This is a genomic window from Microvirga sp. 17 mud 1-3, assembly GCF_003151255.1.
Classification (GTDB): domain Bacteria; phylum Pseudomonadota; class Alphaproteobacteria; order Rhizobiales; family Beijerinckiaceae; genus Microvirga.
Genome location: NZ_CP029481.1, coordinates 1771428 through 1794541, shown reverse-complemented (window position 1 = coordinate 1794541; position 23114 = coordinate 1771428). Strand labels below are relative to the sequence as shown.

27 protein-coding genes are annotated in these 23114 nt (G+C 65.2%); 16 read left to right on the top strand and 11 right to left on the bottom strand.

The features are described 5' to 3' along the window. Positions 1-11: 11 nt before the first annotated feature. Together C4E04_RS08480 and C4E04_RS08475 are read right to left on the bottom strand one after the other, a co-directional pair. Positions 12-470 (bottom strand): GNAT family N-acetyltransferase, encoded by a 459-nt coding sequence (locus C4E04_RS08480; RefSeq protein WP_109596675.1) that lies wholly within the window; start codon positions 468-470, stop codon positions 12-14. Next, on the bottom strand, positions 467-1108 hold the full coding sequence (locus C4E04_RS08475) for a glutathione S-transferase family protein (protein WP_109596673.1): 642 nt from the start codon (positions 1106-1108) through the stop codon (positions 467-469). The genes C4E04_RS08480 and C4E04_RS08475 overlap by 4 nt, the downstream gene beginning before the upstream one ends. 197 nt (positions 1109-1305) lie before the next feature. On the opposite strand from C4E04_RS08475, the gene C4E04_RS08470 reads away from it, so the two are divergent. Then, complete coding sequence (locus tag C4E04_RS08470) at positions 1306-1710, top strand: DUF4345 domain-containing protein (RefSeq protein ID WP_109596671.1); 405 nt, start codon at positions 1306-1308, stop codon at positions 1708-1710. Between the two features lie 168 nt (positions 1711-1878). After that, positions 1879-3291, top strand: coding sequence for an adenylate/guanylate cyclase domain-containing protein (locus tag C4E04_RS08465; protein ID WP_109596669.1), 1413 nt, complete (start codon positions 1879-1881; stop codon positions 3289-3291). Between the two features lie 18 nt (positions 3292-3309). Here the strand turns inward: C4E04_RS08465 and C4E04_RS08460 are convergent, their stop codons facing one another. Then, a complete protein-coding gene (locus C4E04_RS08460) occupies positions 3310-3501 on the bottom strand; it encodes a hypothetical protein (protein WP_162559327.1) in 192 nt (63 codons plus the stop codon). Between the two features lie 428 nt (positions 3502-3929). Here C4E04_RS08460 and C4E04_RS08455 point away from each other — a divergent pair, with 428 nt between their 5' ends. Next, the gene (locus C4E04_RS08455) at positions 3930-4142 is read left to right on the top strand and encodes a heavy-metal-associated domain-containing protein (RefSeq protein WP_109596665.1); all 213 of its coding nucleotides are present in this window, start codon (positions 3930-3932) and stop codon (positions 4140-4142) included. A 56-nt stretch (positions 4143-4198) separates the two neighbouring features. Then, entirely contained in the window at positions 4199-4573 is a 375-nt protein-coding gene (locus C4E04_RS08450) for a DUF305 domain-containing protein (RefSeq protein ID WP_109596663.1), read from the top strand. Positions 4574-4620: 47 nt separating this feature from the next. On the opposite strand, the gene C4E04_RS08445 is transcribed toward C4E04_RS08450, so the two are convergent. Further along, positions 4621-5439 (bottom strand): M55 family metallopeptidase, encoded by an 819-nt coding sequence (locus C4E04_RS08445; RefSeq protein WP_109596661.1) that lies wholly within the window; start codon positions 5437-5439, stop codon positions 4621-4623. An 88-nt stretch (positions 5440-5527) separates the two neighbouring features. Beyond that, positions 5528-5812 (bottom strand): hypothetical protein, encoded by a 285-nt coding sequence (locus C4E04_RS08440; protein ID WP_162559326.1) that lies wholly within the window; start codon positions 5810-5812, stop codon positions 5528-5530. Between the two features lie 156 nt (positions 5813-5968). Between C4E04_RS08440 and C4E04_RS08435 the strand changes: the two genes are divergently transcribed. After that, positions 5969-6661: a L,D-transpeptidase gene (locus C4E04_RS08435; protein ID WP_109596657.1), complete on the top strand. Its 693-nt coding sequence runs from the start codon at positions 5969-5971 to the stop codon at positions 6659-6661. A gap of 114 nt (positions 6662-6775) precedes the next feature. Here the strand turns inward: C4E04_RS08435 and C4E04_RS08430 are convergent, their stop codons facing one another. Both C4E04_RS08430 and C4E04_RS08425 read right to left on the bottom strand, forming a co-directional pair. Further along, on the bottom strand, positions 6776-7120 hold the full coding sequence (locus C4E04_RS08430) for a BA14K family protein (protein ID WP_109596655.1): 345 nt from the start codon (positions 7118-7120) through the stop codon (positions 6776-6778). 222 nt (positions 7121-7342) lie between these two features. Beyond that, positions 7343-7702, bottom strand: a complete 360-nt coding sequence (locus tag C4E04_RS08425; RefSeq protein ID WP_109596653.1) for a DUF4440 domain-containing protein — start codon at positions 7700-7702, stop codon at positions 7343-7345. A gap of 518 nt (positions 7703-8220) precedes the next feature. Here C4E04_RS08425 and C4E04_RS08420 point away from each other — a divergent pair. Then, positions 8221-9411, top strand: coding sequence for a DUF882 domain-containing protein (locus tag C4E04_RS08420; RefSeq protein WP_109596651.1), 1191 nt, complete (start codon positions 8221-8223; stop codon positions 9409-9411). Positions 9412-9415: 4 nt separating this feature from the next. Here C4E04_RS08420 and C4E04_RS20865 read toward each other — a convergent pair whose 3' ends face one another. Next, positions 9416-9787 (bottom strand): hypothetical protein, encoded by a 372-nt coding sequence (locus C4E04_RS20865; RefSeq protein WP_162559325.1) that lies wholly within the window; start codon positions 9785-9787, stop codon positions 9416-9418. Between the two features lie 1000 nt (positions 9788-10787). Here C4E04_RS20865 and C4E04_RS08410 point away from each other — a divergent pair. Further along, positions 10788-11189, top strand: coding sequence for a DUF930 domain-containing protein (locus tag C4E04_RS08410; RefSeq protein ID WP_162559324.1), 402 nt, complete (start codon positions 10788-10790; stop codon positions 11187-11189). A 180-nt stretch (positions 11190-11369) separates the two neighbouring features. Here the strand turns inward: C4E04_RS08410 and C4E04_RS21555 are convergent, their stop codons facing one another. Next, positions 11370-11498 (bottom strand): hypothetical protein, encoded by a 129-nt coding sequence (locus C4E04_RS21555; protein ID WP_256385777.1) that lies wholly within the window; start codon positions 11496-11498, stop codon positions 11370-11372. Between the two features lie 313 nt (positions 11499-11811). On the opposite strand from C4E04_RS21555, the gene C4E04_RS08405 reads away from it, so the two are divergent. The 3 genes from C4E04_RS08405 (at position 11812) to C4E04_RS08395 (ending at position 15370) form a co-directional block, all read left to right on the top strand. Continuing rightward, positions 11812-12489, top strand: coding sequence for a phosphoribosyltransferase (locus C4E04_RS08405; RefSeq protein ID WP_109600941.1), 678 nt, complete (start codon positions 11812-11814; stop codon positions 12487-12489). Between the two features lie 134 nt (positions 12490-12623). Further along, on the top strand, positions 12624-13586 hold the full coding sequence (locus C4E04_RS08400; protein WP_109596646.1) for a PfkB family carbohydrate kinase: 963 nt from the start codon (positions 12624-12626) through the stop codon (positions 13584-13586). A gap of 152 nt (positions 13587-13738) precedes the next feature. After that, positions 13739-15370 (top strand): alpha-D-glucose phosphate-specific phosphoglucomutase, encoded by a 1632-nt coding sequence (locus C4E04_RS08395; protein WP_109596644.1) that lies wholly within the window; start codon positions 13739-13741, stop codon positions 15368-15370. 34 nt (positions 15371-15404) lie between these two features. Here the strand turns inward: C4E04_RS08395 and C4E04_RS08390 are convergent, their stop codons facing one another. After that, positions 15405-15620 (bottom strand): DUF1059 domain-containing protein, encoded by a 216-nt coding sequence (locus tag C4E04_RS08390; RefSeq protein ID WP_109600939.1) that lies wholly within the window; start codon positions 15618-15620, stop codon positions 15405-15407. Positions 15621-15810: 190 nt separating this feature from the next. Here C4E04_RS08390 and C4E04_RS08385 point away from each other — a divergent pair, with 190 nt between their 5' ends. Beyond that, entirely contained in the window at positions 15811-16230 is a 420-nt protein-coding gene (locus tag C4E04_RS08385; RefSeq protein ID WP_109596642.1) for a DUF1236 domain-containing protein, read from the top strand. Between the two features lie 24 nt (positions 16231-16254). On the opposite strand, the gene C4E04_RS08380 is transcribed toward C4E04_RS08385, so the two are convergent. After that, positions 16255-16632, bottom strand: coding sequence for a hypothetical protein (locus C4E04_RS08380; protein WP_109596640.1), 378 nt, complete (start codon positions 16630-16632; stop codon positions 16255-16257). Positions 16633-16935: 303 nt separating this feature from the next. On the opposite strand from C4E04_RS08380, the gene C4E04_RS08375 reads away from it, so the two are divergent. Genes C4E04_RS08375 through C4E04_RS08355 form a run of 5 tightly spaced genes read left to right on the top strand, consistent with a single transcriptional unit; the run spans position 16936 to position 23043 of the window. Further along, positions 16936-18207 (top strand): imelysin family protein, encoded by a 1272-nt coding sequence (locus C4E04_RS08375; RefSeq protein WP_109596638.1) that lies wholly within the window; start codon positions 16936-16938, stop codon positions 18205-18207. A 19-nt stretch (positions 18208-18226) separates the two neighbouring features. After that, entirely contained in the window at positions 18227-19690 is a 1464-nt protein-coding gene (locus C4E04_RS08370) for a multicopper oxidase family protein (RefSeq protein ID WP_245416269.1), read from the top strand. Beyond that, positions 19687-20877, top strand: a complete 1191-nt coding sequence (locus tag C4E04_RS08365) for a di-heme oxidoredictase family protein (RefSeq protein ID WP_109596636.1) — start codon at positions 19687-19689, stop codon at positions 20875-20877. The genes C4E04_RS08370 and C4E04_RS08365 overlap by 4 nt, the downstream gene beginning before the upstream one ends. 8 nt (positions 20878-20885) lie before the next feature. Next, entirely contained in the window at positions 20886-21938 is a 1053-nt protein-coding gene (locus C4E04_RS08360) for an imelysin family protein (protein WP_109596634.1), read from the top strand. Then, positions 21925-23043, top strand: a complete 1119-nt coding sequence (locus C4E04_RS08355; RefSeq protein ID WP_162559323.1) for a DUF1513 domain-containing protein — start codon at positions 21925-21927, stop codon at positions 23041-23043. Before C4E04_RS08360 ends, C4E04_RS08355 begins: the two co-directional genes overlap by 14 nt. The last annotated feature ends 71 nt before the right edge of the window (positions 23044-23114 follow it).

The following is a 23114-nucleotide window of genomic DNA, read 5'->3' as shown; positions in this document are numbered from 1 at the left end:
GCCCCGTTCCGTCAGAGCTTCTTCTTGAAACCCTCGTGGCTGCGCGAGAAACCAAGGCGCTCGTAGAAGCGGTGCGCTTTCGTGCGCGTCTTGTTGGAGGACAGCTCCAATAGCCGTGCGCCCCGGCGGAGCGCCTCCTCCTCGACGAAGGCCATCATGAGTCCGCCGATGCCGCCAGAGCGACGTGCGCCCTTCACCTTGACGCTCTCCACCTTCACGCGAAGAGCTCCGCGGCCCGTCAGGTTGGGAATGAAAGTGAGCTGGAAGGTGCCGACCACTTCCTTCCCGTCCAGAGCCACGAAGAGGCTGTTCTCGGGACTTTGGGCGATCGCCGCGAAAGCCGCCTCGTAGGCGGGGCGGTTCTCCGGCGTCCAGGCGTCGCCGTGGCTCCCGAGCTCGTCCTCCTCGTGCAGGCGGATGATCGCCTCGAGGTCACGGGCCTCGGCCTCGCGGATGGTCAGGGTCGTCATGCCGCCTCGCGGGAGGTCTTAGGCAGGAGGGCCTCCGCCGGCTGGAAGCCAGGCAGCGCCTCGACGCGCTTCGTCCAGGCGACGATCTGTGGAAAGTCCGCCAGGTCGATCCCGGCAGCGCTCGAGAATGCGACGACGCCGTAGATGTCGATATCCGCGATGGTGGCCCCCTCCCCGACCAGCCAGTCACGCCCGGCCAGATGGGAATCGAGCACCTTCAGGGCAGTCTTGGCAGCGTTCTGACAATCCTCCAGCACCTCGGGCGGCGCGGGGCGGATGCCGATCTTGATGACGCGGGCCCGGTAAAGCGGTGCGGCCAGGCGGTCGAAATCCCAATAGAGCCATTCGCGGGCCTGAAGGCGCTCATCGAGGCTCGCGCCGCCGAACTTGCCCAGGGTGTCGGCAAGATATTCCAGGATCGCGGCCGACTGGCACAGGTGGCGGCCGTTCGCACGGTCCACGAGAAGCGGCACCTGCCCGTAGCGCTGCTTCGCCAGATAGGGAGGCTGCTTGTGCTCGCCTTCCATGAGGTTCAGGTGCGTATAGTCGAAGGGCTCGCCGGCCAGGGAGAGCATGAGGCCGACCTTGTAGGTCGGACCGGAAACGAAGATGCCGTGAAGCTCGAAACGTGCGGACATGGAAAACCTGCGTCAAAGGGGTTGTGGCTTCGCCGGCGCGGACACTAGAGCCTTTTTCCATGAAGGACATCCGGGCGGCGCCAAAATTTGAGGGTTGTGGAAGGCATAGCGGCTCCGTCCGGTGGACAAGGGCGTGCCCCGGATTGATTCACAGGACGAAAGACCCACAATTCCGGGTCAGGCTGAAGGGATGGACCATGGAGAAGGAACGGCGGCTTCTGCAGCAGACGGTGGCGATCCTCGCGATCCTTCCCGTCGCCATTGGGCTCTACGGCATCCTGTTCGGCCACGCTCTGACGGGCGATTCCGTCAGCGTCTCGGCGGAGAGCCATTTCCGCTTCCTGTCCGCTCTTCTATTCGGAATCGGTGTCTGCTTCTGGAGCACGGTTCCGGGCATTGAGGCGAAGACCGGCCGCTTTCGGCTGCTTACCCTTCTCATCGTCATCGGCGGGCTCGGGCGGCTCGTGGGCCTGATGCTCACAGGACTGCCCTCGCTTTTCATGCTCGGCGGGCTGTTTCTCGAACTCATCGTGACGCCCGCCCTGTGCCTCTGGCAGACCCGCGTCGCCAACCGCTATGCGGAGGAATTCGGCGTCGCCTGAAAGAAACCCGCCATGGATGTCATCCGGGGATTGATCGCGGAGGCAGCAGGGGCAACATAGAGCTGCTATAATACTTTTGGTGTGGCCGTCACGCTCTTGGCCGCCAACGATCTGGACTGAACCGCTCCCCCAGGCCGGAAACCGGCCTGCTCCTCCAAGGAGGCTGCCATGAGCGAGACCCAGACACTCTTCGCCCTCCTGCGCCAATCCGCGGACGCGAAAGCCGTCGACCTTATCGAGCGCCTCGTCCGCGAGGGCGAAGACTATGAACTGAACCGTATCAACGTCCCGGCTCTCGCGGCCAAGCACGGTGTCGACGAGGAGCGCCTCATCGCGGCCTTTCTGCATGCGGCCCGCCTCGGCCTTTTCGAGCTGTCCTGGAACGTCCTTTGCCCCGGCTGCGGCGGCGTGCTGGATGCGGGCACCAGCCTGAAGACCGTCACTCGTGAATCCTACAACTGCGCCCTTTGCGGCGCAGGCTACGAGCCCACCCTCGACGAAATGGTGGAGGTTACCTTCACGGTGAATTCCCGCGTGCGCCGGATCGGGGCGCACGATCCGGATAAGCTGCCCATGTGGGATTACGACCGGCAATTCTTCTGGAGCTCAGGAGTCGACCTGCCCGACACGGAACGGTTCCAGGAGATCCTCGAGGAAATCGTTCTCGATTCCATGGAGCTTCCTCCGGGCGAGCGCGCGTCCCTGTCCCTCCAGCTCCCGGCCGAGTTCGTCATCGTGTTCGAGCCGATCACTCATGAGGCGCAGTTCATCGAGGTGAAGGGCGAGCCTACCCGCGAACGGCAGAGCCTGAGCATCGTCTACAATGGCGGTCACGCGCGGCACGAGCCGATCTCGCTGCGTCCCGGCCCCTTGCGTCTGTCTCTGGAGAACCGAACTTCGAAGCGCGTCCTCCCGGCCGTCTGGATTGCCAATGACCGTCTGCACGAGATGCTGGGCCGACGACGCCCGTTTCTCACGGCCAAGCGCCTTCTGTCGAACCAGACCTTCCGGGATCTTTACCGCACGGACACGCTCGACATCGACCAGCGCCTGAAGATCACGAGCCTGACATTCCTGTTCACCGACCTGAAGGGCTCGACGCAGCTTTACGAACGCGTGGGCGACCTCGCCGCCTACGATCTCGTGCGGGAGCATTTCGGTGTCCTCAACGAGATCGTCGCGGCCGAGGCCGGAGCGGTCGTGAAGACCATCGGCGATGCGGTCATGGCCACGTTCCCGACGCCGGACCACGCCCTCTCGGCCGCCTTGCGGATGCGCGAGGCCATGCGCGCCCTCAACGAACGGCGTGGGCGGGAGGATCTGCTCCTCAAGATCGGGATCCATGAGGGTCCCTGTCTCGCCGTGATGCTGAACGATCGGCAGGATTATTTCGGCCAGACCGTGAACATCGCCTCGCGGGTACAGAACCTTGCCGCCTCACGCTCCATCTTCGCTACGGGTGCGGTGGTGGAGGACCCTCAGACCTCGCGGATCATCGAGGGACGAGGCCTCCACCCTACTCTGCAGCGAACCGCTCTGCGCGGCATGAGCGACGAGTTCTCCGTGTACGAGATTCCCTGAGGCGGTCTTCAATGCCGCTCATTCCTGCCTGTCGCGCTTCAACCCGATATCCCTGAGGAGATGCGAACTGAGCCGCGCCCGAAGGCTCTCGAGCATTTCGGGCGTAGGATCGGAACGGTTTGTCGGAAAAACCGGCCTGCGCGCGAGCGCGGTCGGGATGATGTCAATGCGGATGGTCAGCCAGACCAGGGACAACGTTATCTGCTTCATCGAAACCTGCAGCATGAAGGAGGTGAAGGACTGCGTCGTGAGCGCATGGAGCAAAGTTCAGGACCATGTGACGCCTCCTTCGGCTGAGGTTGATGAAAACGGCCTACGAATCGGACCGGACGCAAAGACTATAGCAGCGCCGGAAAGCAAGCTAGAATAGATGAGCACTCATGTCGTGACGGCGTATCGCTAGGCTCATTTGGAGCGCGGATGCAATACGACGCGCCTGCGCCTTGGCGCGTCTAGAAAGGCGCGTCCGACGAGGCACGCTTTCCTGTTCGATTTCAGGATGCGATCCCACAGACACCGGCACTGACCTGAGCAACCGACGGATGTGCTGTTTTGTCCGAGAGCTGACCTAAAGCCCTTGACCTTCCTACGGTGGCAAGGTCCAGAACCTGGGGAACCTGACGGACAAGGAGTTCATCATGTATTCCCTCCACATCCCCAAGATGAGCTGCGGCGGCTGCCTCGGCACGGTTACTCGCGCCATTGCGGCGGTCGACCCGCAGGCCCGCGTCGAGGGTGATCTCGAGCGACGCATTGTGCGTGTCGAGACTAGTGCTTCTGAAGCGACCCTGCTGGCAGCCCTCAAAGAATGTGGCTATCCCGCCGCTCCCCTCCACCCGGCCGTGAATTGACCGGTTACGGCCCGCTCCTCTCCCCTAGTTTATCTTCCAAGCCTCGGAGGCCACCTATGATCCCACGGACCCTGTCGCTCCTGCTCCTGCTCGCCGCCCCGGTGACCGCGTTTGCGCAAGGTGCACCCCATGGCGGGCATGCGGGCCATTCCGCCCCTGCCTCGGCCGCCGACACGCCGGCCACGAAGGCCTATCGCGAAGCCAATGCCAAGATGCACAAGGACATGGACATCGCCTACACGGGCGATGCGGATGTAGACTTCGTGCGGGGCATGATCCCCCATCACCAGGGCGCCATCGACATGGCGAAGGTCGCGCTTCAGAACGGCAAGGACCCGCAGGTTCGCCAATGGGCCACGGACGTGATCCGCGAACAGGAACGCGAAATCGCCGAAATGCGCGCCTGGCTGAAGAAGAAAGGCGTCGAGTAACGTTTCCTGAGCCCCGCCCTATGCACTCGGGCGGGGCTCCACTTCCATCAGCGAAGAAAGGACGACAGGGCCGACAGGGTATTGACCCAGCGCACGGCGTGCTCGGGACTCTCCGGCGAAAACGCCACCCTTACGGCGTCGAGCCGTGTGGCGGCCGGAATGACAGCCGCAAGGTCGCACATGGCCGGCGAATTGAACTCCACCTCGAGCCGGCATGGGCCCTCAAGTGTAAAGGGCTCCACGGCAGCGGCGTTCCGCACGGCCTCCTCGGCCTTTTGGCGGATCAACGCACGGGCCCGTTCGGGCGCGAGGCTCCGGGCAGAGCGCTGACCAAGGGAATGCTTGACGACCGCATAGGTCGCGCCGGGAAAGAGCTCCTGCGTTTCCGCCTGAAGACAATCGTCTCCCGTCAGCAGGATCACCGGGACCCCGAGGCTGCCCGCATAGGCGCCGTATAGCCCCGCTTCGCCGAGCTCGAGGCCGTTGAGGTGAATCCGTCCGAACGCGAATCCATTCACCGTGTGGGCCAGGATCCCGTGTGCCCGGGCGCGGGCATGGTAGCCGAGGCAGAAGACGCCCACATGCTCCGGCGTCAAGCCTTCGAACATGTTGATCGGCTTGGGCTTGCCGAGGATCACCTCGGCGCGCGGATCGAGATCCTCGGGCAGGAGATTGCGCATGTCCCCATGGGAATCGTTGACGAGAACCTCCGTGGCACCGCCCGCAAAGGCGCCCTCGACGGCGGCGTTGACCTCCTGGGTCATGAGGCGGCGGGCACGCTCGTATTCACCGTTGCCCATGACGCCGTGCTGCGGATTCACGACGCCGGCGACGCCCTCGATATCCGCCGAGATGTAGATCTTCATGGAAATCTCCGAACTTGCGACGGCGCAGGATGCCCGCGTTCCGTCTCAAGGGGGAGAAGATTCCCGCTTTTTCCTTAAAATGCCGCTCTCAACGGCGGCGAGAGCCCGGCACGAGCCCGGCCAGTGCGTCCTCGACGGCCTGACGGGCGACCTGCGCAATGCGCTCGCTGCGCTTTGCCCGATCCTGGCTCTCGATTCGCTCGATCAGGGAATCGAATTCCCGCGGGATAGCCGGGTCGCCGAGATATTGCGGCTTGGGCGAGGCTTCATAGAGCTGTGCCCGCAGCTTCTGGGCGAGATGCTCCTGAACCTGCCGCGGCAATGGCGGACGGTTGCTTCGTGTCTCACGGATACCCTTGCCTGTCCCAGTCATGATGCCAGCCCCCCTCCGAGGATGAGCATAGTTAACGAAGCGTGACTATTAAAGTTCCATTGCGCCCCGCCAAGACTTTAAGCCCATCTGTTCTGGTCCTGCCCTTGTTCCGGCCTAGATGTCGTGGAGAGTCATCTTTCAGCAAGGAGGGAAATCATGGATCTCAACCGTCGGACCTTTCTGCTGGGAGCGCCTGCCCTGACGAGCCTTGCTCTTCTGCCGCGCACAGGCGCCGCGCAGGTGGGCCGGTTCGATTACGCGGCGATGTATGCGCCGATCGAGGACGACCTTTATCCGGTCCCGGGCGTTCCTCTCTCGAAAGTCAATTCTGCCTTCCTGCGTCGGGAGGTTCCCTATGATGGGCCCGAGCCCCCCGGCACCATCGTAATCGATCCAAGGGCCCGGTATCTCTATCATGTCCAAGAGAGCGGCATGGCCATGCGCTACGGCGTTGGAGTCGGCCGGGCCGGCTTCTCATGGTCCGGCGAAGCGACCGTCCACGACAAGCAGGAATGGCCGGACTGGTATCCTCCCAAGGAGATGTTCGGGCGACAGCCGGAACTCATGGAGCAGATGGGTGAATTGCCTGGCGGGCCCGGCATGCCTGGCGGTCCCGGCAATCCGCTTGGCGCCCGCGCACTCTATCTCTGGCAAGGCAACAAGGACACGCTCTACCGGATCCACGGCACGTTCGAACCGTGGACCATTGGCACCAACGTATCTTCTGGCTGCATCCGCATGATCAACCAGGACGCTATCGATCTCTACGGACGTACCCCGGTCGGCACGAAGGTTGTCGTCCTTGGGAAGAGCGGCCAGGGCGCAAAGGGCACCGCGGCCAGGAGCTGAGGACGCCCGCGGGCGCGCCATACGGATGGACGAGCCGATCCTCGTGAATGCCCGCACGGACAGGCGCTGCTCGTGCGGGCAAGTTTCCCAGAAGACTCGGCCCCTTAGAGCCTTCTATCGACAGACATGCCGGCGACCATCGTTACCCCTGAACGTGTTGGTGGCCGGATCATAAGTCCGGTACCGTGCGGAGCATGCTGCGATTTGAGATTGGCTCATCATGGGAGTGGCTTGTTGCGGCGCGGTCCCCACGCTGCCGGTGGTCATCGTATCGGCTCCGTAGGGATTGACCGTTCCCATGCCGGGCCCGCCCTTGCCATAGAGGTTCCGATGGTTGCAGTAAGCCGTCATGGCGTCCGACGGGAGATTGCAGTCCAGGTTCTCGCCTTGCGCAAATGCTGGTGTCAGAACACCGACGGACATTCCGAAAGCGACGAGAAGCAGCGGCATCTTTCTCATAGGATCTCTCCTGCCTAGCTGATCCTGAGCCCCTCAGTCCTGCATATCATCGGCCACAACGCGGGAGACGTTGATCCGTCTCATCACAAAATGGGGACTGATTTTGGTCTCTCATCCACCATGTCAGCGGCTTCTTTCGCGTCTCACGGAAGCAAAGACCACCGATCGCCACGTCGTCCCGTCCGGGACTTACTCTGCCACCCTCAAGTTCAACGCAGACGGTCAACCGGATGGAGTCTGCTGGTGCTGGACGAGCTTCCAGTCCACTCCGTCGGATCGGTACGTCGAGGTGCAGAAGACCTGGTACGGGCTGGCTCCCTCGCGATAGCCCGTCGCCCTGTATCCAACCACCATGAGCGTATCGACGGGCCTGCCGACAGTACGGTCGGCCATATCAACGGATGCCCAGCGCGGGGCATCCCTCAGGCTCTTGAGGATCTCCCCGGCCCCCATGACCCCCATCCCTGGGAATGCCATCAGGCACTCAGGGTCCAGATGGCTTTCATAGAACGATAGTCCGTCAAGCCAAAACCGCTCCTCGAGGCCCCATATGTCGTCTGCGATCATGATCATCCAGGACATGGCTGCCACCGTTCGAGTAGATGGGTTGATCTCGTCAGGGGCGCAAGTGGATTGCTGGAGCCAGGACGCTCGGCGCATTGCTCCCACGCTGACCGATGCATCTCCTCCGGGCAATTATCCCCTCCTTCGTGGTTTTTGCTGCCAAATGCCGTCCTTTCGCTGCCGCTCTTTGTCACGCAATGCAGCTCCCAATGAGCAGGCTTGATCTACTTCGATAGGACTGCATTCATCGCAAACCAGGAGATCGAGGAACCAATTCCTGAGGGCCTTCTATGGTGGTCTCGCCTTGCAAAACAAAGGCCCTACGATTCGGTAGCTTTAACGCTCGCTTAAACGCTGGGCACGAGACTGAGCGCATGCACCGCTCCCCGCCCCTGCCCGCCTCTAAGGATTTGCCGCGCCGCTTTTCACGGTTTGCGCCAATTTTGCCATGGTTTGCGGCCACGAAGCGACACGAGGCGCCGGAATACAAGGACATCAAGGGGATTTCTCAAGGTCGCCGGCGCCTGGGAGGGTCAATGATGGTCCCTGCGTCGCCGCTCGGCCGTCGCGCGCCTGCGCCGCGGCTCATTCGTCTTGCGCTGGTTTCATCCGCAGCTGCCGTCGCCTTCTTCCTCGTCGCGGTCGCGACACAGGATGCGTCTGCCGATGGTGAAACCCGAAGCCTGTCATTCTTCCACACCCATCGGCGCGACAGCACGACGATCACGTTCCGGCGCAACGGCCGCTACGACGAGCAGGCCCTGACGCAGCTCAACTGGTATCTGCGCGACTGGCGAAACGACGAGCCGGCCAAAATGGACCCGCGCCTCTTCGACGTGCTCTGGGAGGTCTATCGGGAGAGCGGCTCGCGGGAACCGATCCACATCATCTCGTCCTATCGTTCGCCGAAGACCAATGCCATGCTCCGGCGACGGTCGAGCGGCGTCTCGGAGCACAGCCAACATATGCTCGGCAAGGCGATGGACATCCGCCTGCCCGACGTGGACACGGCGCGCCTGCGCGCGATCGCCATGAAGCTGCAATATGGCGGGGTCGGCTATTATCCGTCCTCCGAATTCGTCCATGTGGACACCGGCAATGTCCGAGCCTGGCCGCGCATGACCCAGGACCAGCTGGCGCGCCTGTTCCCCAACGGGAAAACCCTGCACCTGCCGACGAATGGACGGCCGCTGCCGGGCTACGAGGAGGCGAAGGCCGAAATTCTGCCGCGCAATGCGGCCCTCGCCGCACAGGCCACCTCCGGCGGCTCGTCGAGCAGCATCGTCACGGCCCTGTTCGGGCGTAAGGAGCCACCGCGCCCCACTCCTGCGGCACCGAACGTCCAGCTTGCGGCCGCGACCACGCCTGAGATTCCCGAAACGGCCCTGGCACTTGCGCCAGTGCCGCCGCGGCGACCGAAGGACCTTATCCAGATCGCCTCCGTCGAGCCGCCTCGGCCGCCGCGCCCTGAGCGCCCGGTCGTGTTGGCGGCCCTGCCGGCGCCCACGCCCAGCGCATCCATCGAGCCGATCATCGGCCTGGACCGCAAAGCCTCAGTAAAGGCGTTGTTCGATCCTCGCACCGCCTTTCTCGACCTCGGCTTCTCGCAAGGCGTAAAGAGCGACCTGACGACGACGCAGTTTACGGGTCCTGCCGTCAAGCCGCTGCCGATGAGAGCGCCGCAGCCGGTGCGCCAGGCAAGCGCGATGCACGGCACGGGCCTGTAAGGCTTCAGACTGACCGGACCTTGGCAAGGTCCTGCTGGAGCGCGGTGGGATCAATCTCGACCTTGAGGACTGTGCCGCCGAAATCGAGCGCAAGCACGGGCTTGCCGTCCTGCTCCTCGACCCGTGTCGCCAGAGGCTGAAGCGGCACGCTGCGCGGATGATGCGGCCCCGCGCCTTCCGAAAAGACTCGCGGTGGCAGTATCCGGTGGACGCGGGCCATCTCGTTCAGGAGGTCCGTGAGGATCGGGGTGGAATCGACGGTGCCGAACAGTACCTCGTATTCGCGGCCCGTATCGGTACGGACTCCAAGGGAGAAGAGTTGCCCGTCGGCGCCGACTTCGACGCGCCAAGCCATCGAGCCAATTCGCTTCACCATGATCGCCCCTTTCGTGCGGCCTGTGTCTATCGTTTTCCGGGGGCTGGAGGGAGATTCCGGTCGGCACCTTCAGCTCGCCCTCCCGGTCCTCCGGGTCCATGAAGTGCCCGTCCTGAGGGATCACAAGTCCATCGCCGATCCGTGGCGGCCGTGTCTGCGGCGTGCAGGTGATGGGGGACGTCAGCTCCAGCGCCGTCTCGGTGCCGGTCAGGCGTTCCTTCGTCTTCCTGGAGCCCGTCCCGACCTGGCCCGCGATGCGCATATGCTGATCGGGAAACTCCCAGGTGAAGCCCTCGCCCGTCTGGCTCCATCGCCCCGGCCATTGTCCGTCCTGCGTCCGAGAGGCATCGAACACATAGGGGCTGACCTCTCCGCGCTCCATCTCACCGCCCCCAACGCCGCCATCGGGATAAAACACGATGAGGAATTGCGAATTGTCCCGCTCACGGATGCAGCTCCACATGGAGCCTGCCAGCGTCATGCCGTCCGCCAGCGCGCTCGCAGGCGCAAGCGTCGCCGTTACGGCCGCACCCAGGAGAGTTTTCAGGAATGTCTTCATGCGAGCAGTCCAAACACGAAACACGGTGGCAACCCCCGAGGCGGCCCGGGGAGCGGCGGCTTAATATGACGAGCCCCGAATTGCGCTGGCAGTTCCGGGCCGACTCATCGTCGTGGCGGGAGATGTCTCTCCATAGCGTGTAGCTCCGCAGGAGACCATCCTCTCGGCCGTTTACAGAGAAGCCGCGTGTGGGAATCGAGTATAGCACGCGGCCCCTGAGCCCCTTCGCCCCATTACGGCGATTTTATGGGAAGCACGGCGCTTTTCTCGTCGCGCCCGCGCATGGATCGATGCGCTGCCCTGCACAACGCCCCCTTGCCTGGGCGCCTTGCCGAGCTAAACCCGACGGGAGCCGCGAAGCCTGCTTCGTGCGACGCCCCACTGCATCGAGTTCCTCTCGGTCGCGTTCCCCATCATCGAATTTCGGAGACATGCCCGGCAATGACGAGGCCGCCGTTCCTTTTTACGCTTGCGCTTGTTGCGTCCCTGCTTTCGACGACCGCCGTCGAGGCGGCAACCTCCCGCCTTTCGCCGGGCTTCATGAAGATGGAACCTCGGACGCGCAGCCTTCAGATCTGCAACAACAAGGGCTCGCGCGAAATCGCGAAGGAAAAGGAATTTTCCCGCCTCGATCGCGTCGTCGTCGACGCCATGTCGAACCCGGCCATCGAGAGCAACGTCATTTCGGGAGACGGGGGAGCCTTCAGAAGCAAGGGTCAGTGGCACCAATTCCAGTTCAAGTGCATCCTTGCGCAAGATCGCCTGTCCGCGACCTCCTTCACGTACCAGATCGGCGACATCATTCCCGAGGACCAATGGGAGCGATACGGCCTGTGGCGCTGAAAAGAAAAGGGCCACCCGTGAGGGCAGCCCGAGTAAGGGAAGAAACTTCAGAGGGAACAACGTCGCCATCGTCGCGGCGTCATGATCCCAATGTGGGAGTCCACGAGCCTCCCAGGCAGGCCCTTCCCGGAAGTACTGGCATGCGACTCGTGCATGGCCCGTCCGGAACCGCCGGCAGGATTAGCCGAATGCGATCGGCCGTCCCTGTGTCGCCCTGATCTCGCGCCGCTGCACGACCATGCGAATGGTGGGCGGCACGACAAGACAGGCGAAGGAACCGACAACGAGACCGACGAGCAACGTGATCATGGAAACCTCCCGTGAGGAGACAGGTTGCGCCCGCAAGGTCAATGAAACGTTAATGCGTCGTCGCGCCTGTCGTGCCTCGTCAATCCCGCTTGTCCGGAGCCCCCACCGGAAAAGGCCGAGATAGCCGAGGCACGAGGACAGGTTCATCGAGCTAGCTTTCGCGAGCCTTGCGTCTCAACCGCGACCTCTCATCCGCAGGAGCGATCGCCCGCGAGCCACCTTTGGTGATAGAATAATCAAGTTCGAGCCCGCTCCATTCATTGATGGTACCGTGCCCGATCCGGCGGCCGCTTTCGAGAACGGAGACGGCATCATGAACACCCCCCGGTTCCGCGACCGCGAGGATGCGGGCGCCCAGCTTGCCGACAGGCTCTCCCGCATGAACCTTGCGGATCCGGTGATCCTGGCGCTCCCACGCGGCGGCATCCCGGTCGCACGGCCCATTGCGGCTGCTCTTCACGCTCCCCTCGACCTGCTGCTCGTGCGCAAGATCGGCGTTCCGGCCCAACCGGAGCTTGCAGCCGCCGCAATCGTGGATGGCGAAAAACCCGAGATTGTCTTCAACCGGGAGGTCATGTCCCTCGTCGGGCTGAGCGAGGAGCATATCGACGATCTGGCCCAGCCCGAGCTGTGGGAGCTGGAGCGCCGCCGCACGGCCTACTTGAAGGGGAAGGAGCCGGTGTCCATCGAGGGGCGGACCGCCATCGTGGTCGATGACGGAATCGCCACCGGAACGACGGTCCGGGCGGCTCTTTCGGCCCTGCGCCGGCGCCATCCCGCCCGCCTCGTGCTGGCGGTGCCGGTTGCGCCCGCCGAGACCGTGGAGGTCCTGCGCCCCCTGGTGGACGACCTGGTCTGCCTCGCGGCTCCCCACGAATTCTATGCCATCAGCCCCTTCTACCAGCGATTCCACCAGCTGACGGACGAAGAGGTGACCGATCTGCTGGAGCGAATGCCCGAAAGCGGCAGCAGCGCGCCCGGGGCGCGGTGATATCCCGAGCCTCGGACGGACAGCTTAACAGATGAGCGGCGAGGCCCTATAACTCGGGCACGGCAGAGGCCGTTCCGGCCGCCCAGTCCGCAGCTTTCCGCCGCGGGCCTTCAACCCGAATGAGGAACCGCCGCATGGCCGACGTCGTCGCGCTTGGCGAATTGCTGGTCGATTTCGTGCCGACCGTGACCGGGCAAAGTCTCGGGGAAACGGAAGCCTTCAAGAAGGCCGCGGGCGGCGCTCCGGCCAACGTGGCCGTAGGCCTCGCGCGGCTCGGCGTTTCGAGCGCCTTCATGGGCATGGTCGGCGAGGATGGTTTCGGGCATTTCCTGGCCGATACTTTGCGGGACGCGGGCGTCGACGTGTCTCCCCTGCTCTTTACGTCCCAGGCGCCGACGGCCCTCGCATTCGTCTCCCTGCGGGCGGACGGGGAGCGGGAATTCCTGTTCTATCGCAATCCCAGCGCGGACATGCTGATGGGTCCGGAATACGTGGACGAGGCCAGCATCACGGCGGCCCGCGCCTTCCATTTCGGCTCCATCAGCCTCATCGCGGAACCCGCGCGAGCTGGAACTCTCCATGCGGTGGATGTCGCCCGCCGCGCCGGCAAGCTCGTCACATATGACCCCAACCTCCGCCTTGCCCTGTGGCCGGATGTAGATGCGGCCCGCGCAGGGATGCGCCTTGGCCTTGAGCAGGCACAGATCGCCAAACTCTCGGAGGAGGAAGTCGTCTTCCTGACCGGGCAAGACGATCCGGTTGCGGGCGCGCGCAGTCTCTGGACGGAGCGGCTCGCTTTCATGGCGGTCACCTGTGGGAATGCCGGCTGCTATTGGCTGACGCCGGAGGCACAGGGCAAGGTGCCGGGCTTCCGCGTAGAGGCCGTGGACGCCACGGGCGCGGGAGACGCCTTCATGGCCGGCATCATCGCCCAGTTGCTTGCCGAACAAGAAATCCCGCGCGACCCGGTTCGGCTCGACGCCATCTGCCGATTCGCCAATGCGGCCGGCGCCCTTACGGCAACGGGTCGCGGCGCGATCCCGTCCCTGCCGACCCGCACCGCCGTGGAAGCCTTCCTGAAGGAGCACCGGCCGTGACGGCAAGCCCCGTCCCGATGCTGACAGGCCAGGGTCGCCATGGCGCCGTTTGCGCCTATCTCATCCATCCGTGCTGCTCCCGGGGGGCACGTTGCCGTCTCCGGAAAACCCCACATCCGGCCTTTGGCCGGTCGAGAAGAGGATAAAGACGAATGAACGTCGAGATCGTTTCCACGGCTCCGATCGAGGGTCAGAAGCCCGGCACCTCTGGACTGCGGAAGAAGACGGCCGTGTTCATGAAGCCCGGCTATCTCGAGAACTACGTCCAGGCTGTCATCGAGGGGGTCGGCGGCGTCACCGGACGGACGCTCGTGGTGGGCGGCGACGGGCGCTTCTTCAACGACAAGGCGATCGGCATCATCTTGCGCATGCTCGCGGCGAACGGGGCCGCCCGCGCCATCGTCGGCCAGAACGGGATGCTGTCCACCCCGGCCGCCTCGAACCTCATCCGCAAGCGCAAGGCTTTCGGCGGCATCGTGCTCTCGGCAAGCCACAATCCGGGCGGACCGGACGGGGATTTCGGCCTCAAGTTCAACGTGGCCAATGGGGGCCCGGCGCCGGAGCCGATCACCGATGCGATCCTCGCCCGCACCAAGGATCTGACCGAGTATCGCATCCTCCGGGAGGACGCTCCGTCCCTCGCAACAATTGGCGAGACCCGCCTCGGCGACATGGCGGTCGAGATCGTCGATCCGGTTGCCGATTACGTCGCGCTCATGGAAACGCTGGTGGATTTCGAGCGCATCCGCAAGCTCTTCGCCTCGGGTTTCTCCCTGCGCTTCGACGCCATGCATGCGGTCACAGGCCCCTATGCCAAGGCCATCCTTGAAGGAGAGCTCGGCGCACCCGCCGGCACGGTGGTGAATGCCGTCCCCCTGCCCGATTTCGGCGGCCATCATCCGGATCCCAACCCGGTCCACGCGGCCGAGCTGTTCGACCTCATGTTCTCGCCCGAGGCTCCCGACATGGGCGCAGCCTCGGACGGCGACGGCGACCGCAACATCGTCCTCGGCCGGGGCATATCGGTCTCGCCCTCGGACAGCCTTGCTGTGCTCGCGGCCAATATCCACCACGCCAAGGGTTATCGCGACGGGCTCAAGGGCATCGCACGCTCCATGCCCACGAGCCGCGCAGCCGACCGGGTGGCCGAGAAGCTGGGCGTGGCGTCGTTCGAGACACCGACCGGCTGGAAATTCTTCGGCAATCTGCTCGATGCCGGCCGCGTGACCATCTGCGGCGAGGAAAGCGCCGGGACCGGCTCGGACCATGTGCGCGAGAAGGACGGGCTCTGGGCGATCCTGCTCTGGCTCGACATCGTCGCGGCCCGCGGCCAATCCGTCGCCGAAATCCTCACCGATCACTGGCGTGATTACGGTCGCGACTTCTACACACGCCACGATTACGAGGGCATCGACACGGCCATCGGCGACGAGCTGATGGCGGACCTGCGCGCCTCGCTCGATACCCTGCCCGGCCGCACCTTCGCGGGCCTCAAGGTAAGCGCCGCAGACGACTTCGCTTATGAGGATCCCACGGACGGATCGGTGACCCGCCGCCAGGGCGTGCGGGTCATGTTCGAGAACGGCGCACGGGCGGTCTTCCGCCTCTCGGGCACGGGCACGGAGGGCGCGACCCTGCGCGCCTATCTCGAAGCCTTCGAGCCCGACCCGTCACGGCATGGCCAAGACTCGCAGGAGGTCCTGGCCGATGTGATTGCGGCCGCGGACGAGATCGCGGGCATCCGCCAGCGAACCGGCCGGACCGCGCCCGACGTCGTGACCTGAGACCGCTCCCTGGCGAGAGCCTCGCGCCGATGGGTTACGCCATGGGGCGCGGGGCCTCCGCCGGCGGCGAACCGTCGTGCATCGCGCTCCTGATCTGGCTTCGCAGCTCCGGAGTGTCCTGGTGGTGATGGACGTTCACGGCGTGCATCACGGCTGCCTCCAGGAGCTCGTTCTCCGTATCGGCCACGAGCGCCAAGCTGCATTTCACCTCGCTCGGCATCTCGCGGCAATCGACGAATTTCCGTCCCATGTTCGCCTCCCTGTTCGGCACGAACCCATGATCGGACGACGGCCGGTCCGCCGCGCTGGCGGCCGGGAGGGCCAATGATACTCCGGATGGATTGAAACCAAAGCGCTGCGTGCGGCCGAACCGGCAGGTTTGCGACGGAACCGGTCAAGGTTCGGCGCGTTCGCCTAGGCCATTTGGAAAGGAATCCGTCATGCGCAAACATGTCTTAGGCCCGGCGGCGGCTCTCGCCATCCTCGCCCTTCCGCTCGCTGCCTGCCAGACCGATACGGCTGCAGGGCCGGCCACCGGCGCGGCTGGCGGTGCCGTCGCAGGTGCGGTGATCGGCGGACCCGTGGGTGCCGCCGTGGGCGGTGTGGCTGGAGCGGCGGCTGGTGGAGTGCTCAGCGCCGATGAATCCACACGCGTGCGCACCTACATCGTGGCCCAGCGTCGTCCGTCAATTCGTATGCAGGAAGAAGTGATGGTCGGACAGCCGCTTCCCGCCCGGGTCCGCCTGTTCCCAGTGCCGCGCAGCGTAGGCCTGTCTTCCACCTACAGCTATACGGTCGTGAACGGCCAGCGGGTCCTCGTCGATCCCGCGACGCGCGAAGTCGTCGAAATCATCCCATAAGGGATACCGCTCCGAGACTCCGGATTACCCATCCGCACGGGTCTCGGAGCGGGCCTTCAGGGGCAGCATGGTCTGCACGCCCGTGAAGGAAATCCGCACCCGCGCGATCCCGCTCCCGTCGAGAGGTTTGCCGAGTCCGACCGGCGTGTTCAAGTAGGCGAACATTCCCTGTGCCGTGGCCGGATCCGTAAAGGCGACGTGCTCATGACGGGCACTGGCCTCAAAGAGGTTCAGCGCACGCAACTCATCCTCGGACAAATCGACCTCCGCCACATAGCAATCGCCCCGGCCGTCTGCAGGGCGGACTTCTGCGAGAACGCGATTCAACAGGTGGGGCCATTCGCGAACCAGTTCAGGCATGATCACCTCCCGGTGAATGACTAACGTTCCGGGAAGGGCCATGGTTCGATCCTGTGGCGGGGGGCATTATCGCCCGCCTGCCATCCGGCAATGGAACATCAGTCACTGGCAAGAAGAAGTTCGGGCCTTTCGGAAGAGCCCTGCACCTCTGCCGTAGAATTCCACAACCGCCCCAAGAATAAAGCAGAAAACCAATTTACTACTTTAGAAAAAATCCAATTTACTTGCAAAATAAAACCCCCATCTAGTTTAGAACAGTTCCATATTTGAATTTTACTATTGCCAGCAGTTCTCGTTCGGAATAGCCATCCCCGAAACGGCTTTCATGCGGAGATCGAGATGAGAATGCGCGCACGGGCGTTGGCGGCCCTCCTTGTTGGAACGGCCCTGATCGGCCCTGCACGGGCGGAGGCCCCGCAGCCGAAAGCCGTGATCGAAACCTACATCTCCCTCGCGCAGGCCATGTACGGGGATGCGGCCGGTGCCGCCCGCGATCTGTCCAAAGCCGTGGATGCCTTTCTGACCGACCCGACCGAGCAGACCCTGACGGCCGCCCGCGAGGCCTGGCGCAAGGCCCGCATGCCGTATCAGCAGACCGAAGGATTCCGCTTCGGCAACAAGGTCATGGACGAGTTGGAAGGCAAGGTGAATGCTTGGCCGCTCGACGAAGGCCTGATCGACTATGTCGATGCCAAATCCTACGGCGAGACCTCGGACGAGAACCCGCTCTACCGGGCGAACGTCATTGCCAACAAGACGATCCGCATCGGCAAGAAGCAGGTGGACGCCTCCAAGATCACGAAAGAACTGCTTTCCGACGTGCTTCAGGAGGCGGGTGGCGTGGAGGCCAACGTCGCTACCGGCTACCATGCGATCGAGTTCCTGCTCTGGGGACAGGACCTCAACGGGACGGGCCCGGGCGCCGGCGTCCGGCCGGCGACGGATTATTCGCTCAAGGACTGCACGAACGGCAATTGCGACCGGCGGCGGGACTACCTGAAGGCCGCGACGGCGCTCCTGGTCGATGACCTCACGGCCATGGCGAAGGCCTGGGACCAGAATGGCAAAGCCCGGCAGGACATCCTCAAGAAGGGGCCGAACGAGGGCCTCGCGACGATCCTCACCGGCCTCGGCAGCCTCTCCTACGGTGAGCTTGCGGGCGAGCGCATGAAGCTCGGCCTGATCCTGCACGATCCGGAGGAGGAGCACGATTGCTTCTCGGACAACACCCACAACTCTCATTACGGCGACCAGATCGGCATGGTGGCGATCTACGAGGGCCGCTACGCCCGGACGGACGGCAAAACCGTCGAGGGGCCGAGCATGGCCGCCTATGCCCGGACCAAGGCTCCCGAGGAGGCGGCGAAGCTCGAAGCCGCCATGAAGAATGCCACTGAGAAGCTCCGGGCCATCAAGGACCGCGCGGATTCCGGCAAGGAGGCCTATGACCAGATGATCGCCGAGGGCAATGCGGAGGGCAACAAGCTGGTCCAGGAAGGTGTCGACGCGCTGGTAGCCCAGGCCCGGGCCATCGAAGGCCTCGTCAAAAAGCTCGGCCTCAAGATTTCGGTCGAAGGTTCCCAGAGCCTCGACGAGCCTTCGGCGGTGGCCAAGTAAACATGCAGGTATTGTCATCATGCTGACGGATCGCAGGCAGGTTCTCAAAGGCCTTGCGGCGGCGGCCCTCGCGTCCACGGCCGGCGGGTCCGGCCTGCTCGCCCGCACGGCGGCGCCCGACCTGCCGCCCCGCCCTCCGGCCGGAGCGGGACGCGTCCATGACTGGATTTTCGCGGCAGCTGAGCGGCCCGTGCGCCTGCTGGGTCCCGACGGGCCGGTCACGACGGTGTGGAGCTACTCGGACGAGTTCCTTCCGATCAAGCGCGTCCGCGTCGGCGACACCATCCGGACGCGGCTGGAGAACCGACTCGGCGAGCATACGGCCCTGCACTGGCACGGGGTCCGCGTCCCCAACGCCATGGACGGCGTGCCCTACCTGACTCAAGCCCCGGTCACCAAGGGCGAGAGCTTCCTCTACGAAGTGGCGCCGCCCGATCCGGGCACCTTCTTCATCCACCCCCATTGCAACGAATCCGGCCAGACCGGCCGTGGCCTGAGCGCCGTCCTCATCGTGGAGGGCGACGAGCGCCGCCGCCCGGACGCCGACCTGGTGGCCGCCTACAAGGATTGGCGGCTCGCCGAAGACGGCACGTGGCTTCCCTTCGAGACGCCGGAAGGCGCAAGCCGTGCGGGCACCTACGGCACCGTGCGGGCCGTCAACGGCGTTGCGCCCACGACCCATAGGGTTCCGGCTGGTGGCGACATCCGCCTGCGCATCCTCAACCTCGACGCGACCCGGGTGATCGAGCCCGGCATCGAGGGGGCGGAGGCGGCCGTGATCGCCATCGACGGCAACGCCGTGACGCCCTTCCCGCTCGACACCTGGCGCATGGGCCCGGCCATGCGGATCGACGTGCTGGTCCGTGCCCCGGCGCCCGGCGAAAGCTTCCGCCTCATCGACTATTTCTCGGCCGAGCCGTGGACGCTCGCCACCTATGAGACGGCGAAGGGCGAGGCCCGGCCGAAGCGCGCCTTCGATCCGGCGATTCTCTACGCGCCCGATCTGCCACGGGCGGACCTCAGGAATGCGCAGCGCCTGAACTATACCTTCAGCGCCGCCTCCGGAGCGGTCACCGAGGCAGCCGCGATGCTCACGCCCGACGATCCCCTCGCCAAGATCCTGCTCGATGGCCTGTGCGTGCGCGACACATCCTTCTGGGCCATCAACAAGGCCTCCTGGGCGTCCGGGTCGCAGCCGCAGATGCCGCCGCCGCTCGGCCTGTTCGAGACCGGCCGGTCCTATGTGCTGGAATTGATGAACGCGACCCCGCACCATCACCCGATCCATCTGCACGGCCACACCTTCGAGGTGCTGAGCGCATCGCGCCTGAAGCGCCCACGCCATTTCGCCGACACGGTGCTGCTCCAGCCCAAGGAGCGCATCGAGATCGCCTTCGTGGCCGCGCCGGGGAACTGGATGTTCCACTGCCACGTGCTGGAGCACATGGAATACGGCATGATGGGCTATCTGCGGGTCGCATGACGATGAAACGGCGCGGCGCGACATGGGCGGCCTGTGCCCTCTTCCTGGTGACGCCGCTCTCCGCCGATGCCCTGGACGAGGCGATCGGGCGTGCCCTGTTCCGCCGGGCCTGGGTGCCGGCGCCCTCCTCGACCCAGGCGAATGACGGCCTGGGTCCCCTCTTCAACGCCCGCTCCTGCACGGCCTGCCACGGCAACCTGGACCGGATGCCGGTGCAGACGGATGATGGGAACGCCGTGACGGACGAGCATCTCGTCCTGCGCTTCAGCGATTCCGAGGGCCGGCCGGATCCAACCTATGGCCGCCAGATGCAGACCTCCGCAGTGGCGGGCGTCGCGCCCGAGGGGCGGGTCGTGCAGTCGGAGCATGGCTATAGCGCCGCCGGTCTCGCCTACGGCAAACTCGGGCCGGGTATCCGCACCGGCGCACTCCTGGCGCCGTCCCTGCGCGGCCTCGGCGCCCTGCAAACCGTTCCGGACGAAGCTCTTGCGGCGATTGCGGCCGAGAATGCCCGCCGTGACGATGGCGTGAGGGGCCGCGTCAACTGGGTCATGGACCGCGACGGACAACGCCGGGCCGGGCGGTTCGGCTGGAAGGCCTCCCTACCGAGCCTCGAGGCACAGGTGGAGAGCGCCTTCGCGCTGGACCTCGGCCTCTCGACGGAAGGCCGGCCGCGCCCCGAGGGGGATTGCACCGCCGCACAGGAAGCCTGCCTGGCGGCCCCCATGGGGAACCGGAACGCGCCGTTCGAGATCCCGCCTGAGATCGTATCCCGCATCACCGCCTATCTCGCGTCGATCAAGGCTCCCCCGCTGCCCGAACCTGACCGACACGGCCTCGCGGCCTTCGAGCGCGCGGGCTGTTCCGCCTGCCATCGCCCGAGCCTGCCCGGCAGTGCCGGGCCGGTCCAGGCCTTCACGGACCTTCTCGTCCACGACCTGGGACCCGACCTCGACGGTGGCGCGACGGAACCCGGCGTCGCCCCGACCGAATGGCGCACGGCGCCGCTGCGGGGCCTGTCTCAAACCCTTGCGAACGAGGCAGGCCTCCTGCATGACGGTCGTGCCCGGACGCTCGAGGAGGCCATCGCCCTGCACGGTGGGGAGGCCGCCCTCTCCCGGACACGTTTCGCGTCTTTACCGGAGGCGGAGAAACGTCGTCTCGTCGCTTTCCTGAACTCCCTGTGAGACGCCTCATGCGCGCGCCCCTCCTCGCCTCCCTGCTCTGCCTCTTCCTCACGGCTCCGGCCCTCGCGCAGAATGGCGCAGGGCAGCGCGAAACGGTCCTGCGCGCAGCGCGCGAGTTCATCATCCCCCGCTACGAGGCCCTGGCCAAGGCGACGAAGGACGAGCAGGAGGCCTGGTCCCGGTTCTGCGCCGCGCCGCGCAAGGAGGATCTGGCGCCGCTCCGGGAGCACTACCGGAAGGCCGCCGATGCCTGGTCGGGGATCGAGTTCGTCCTCTACGGGCCGATCAGCACGGATTTCCGCTACGAGCGCATGGCCCATTGGCCCGAGCGCAAGAATGCCATCGGCCGCGGGCTTTCGAACCTGCTCGCACACAAAGGCGCCGACGACCTTTCCCCGGAGCGGTTCGCGCAGACGAGCGCCGCCGTCCAGGGGCTGTCGGCCCTGGAGCGGCTCCTCTTCGAACAGGATGCCGCCACCGCTTTCATGGATGGAACGGAGGTGGCGGCGCGCCGCTGCGGCGTCGCCACGGCCATTGCCGAGAACCTTGCCGGCACAAGCGCGAAGGTGCTCGACGAATGGCGTCGGCCGGACGGAACCCTCTCGGCGCTCCAGACGGGAGACGACGCCAGGATCGAGGATGCGGCGACCCGGATCGCCACGGATTACATCGCGCTCTTCGAGATCATCGAGGAGCAGAAGCTCGGCGCCGTGATGGGCGACGGGACCGACGCCGTGAAGCCAACCCTCGCGGAAGGGTGGCGCAGCGGGCGCTCGGCCCATGCCATTGCGGTCAATCTCGAGGCTGCCGACGCGCTGGGGCGCATCCTGGTCGATCCCGCGACGGATCCGGGCGTTTCCCTGACCTATGCGCTGCGCACCGCACGGAGCATGGCCGAGAGCACTCCGGCGAATATCGGCGAGGCCGCCGCCGACCCGAAGACGCGGCCCAACCTCGTCCTCCTGCGCGATGCCGTCCATTCCTTACGCGAGACCGCGCAATCCACCGTGCCCGAAGCTCTCGGCATCACTTTGGGATTCAACAGCCGTGACGGCGATTGACAGACGCAGCTTCCTCGGGGCGCTCGGCGCCGCCGTGGCGGGCACCTTCTATCCGGGCCAGGGCTTTACGGCGGAAGGTCGGCCACTCTTCGTATCTGCCTGCTTTGCAGAGGACGGCAAGAACGCCGCCGTGGCGGTGTTCTCCCTCGACGGCGAGATGCTGTTCAACACGCGGCTTCCCGAGCGCGGGCACGACATCGCCATCCGGCCCGGCGCCGCGGATCTCGTCGTCTTCGCGCGGCGACCAGGGAACTGGGCGGCCATCATCGACCGCGTGACCGGCACCGTGCGCCGGGTCGTCACCTCGCCCGAGGGGCGTCACTTCTACGGGCATGGGGTCTTCTCGGCCGATGGCGGGCTGCTCTATGCCACCGAGAACAGCGTCGCGACCGGCGAAGGCCTGCTCGGCATCTACGACGCGGCGGGCGATTACCGGCGGGTGGGCGAGATGCCGAGCTTCGGCATCGGCCCGCACGACCTCGCCTATCTGCCGGGCCACCGGCACATCGTGGTCGCCAATGGCGGCATCCGGACCAACCCGGAGACCGGGCGGGAGATCCTCAACAAGGACCGCATGGAGCCGAGCCTCGCGATCGTCGATCCGGCGGGTGGGAGCGTACTTCTGAAGGTCGATCTCGGCCCGGACCTGCGCGGCCTGAGCATCCGCCACCTCGCCGTTTCGCCGCGGGGCGAAACCGTGTTCGGCTGCCAGTTCGAAGGCGACGAAACGGGAATGCCCGCCCTCGTCGGAACCCTGACCCCGGACGGGCGGACACGCTTCCTGGAGATGCCGGAGGACGCCCTCGATTCCATGCGCAACTACGTGGGCTCGGTGGCGCTCGACGCCTCCGGCCGGATCGCTGTCGCGACCAGTCCCATCGGCAACATGATGGCCTTCTGGGACCTGGAATCGGGCCGCTTCCTCGGCCGCCGGCGCATGTCGGACGTGTGCGGGGTCGCACCCACGCCGAGCGAGGGGATTTTCCTGGCGACCTCCGGTAATGCCGGCGTGCGCCTCGCTCCCGTCGGGCAGAACGATCTCAAGCCCCTCGGCGGAACCGAACTCGGGCGTTGGGTCTGGGACAACCACGTCCGCCGGGTCTGATCGGGGTGTCCTTCCGGTAACCCACAGGATTAAGCCCGCATTCGTCATGAGCCGTTGCGCCGGCGAGAACG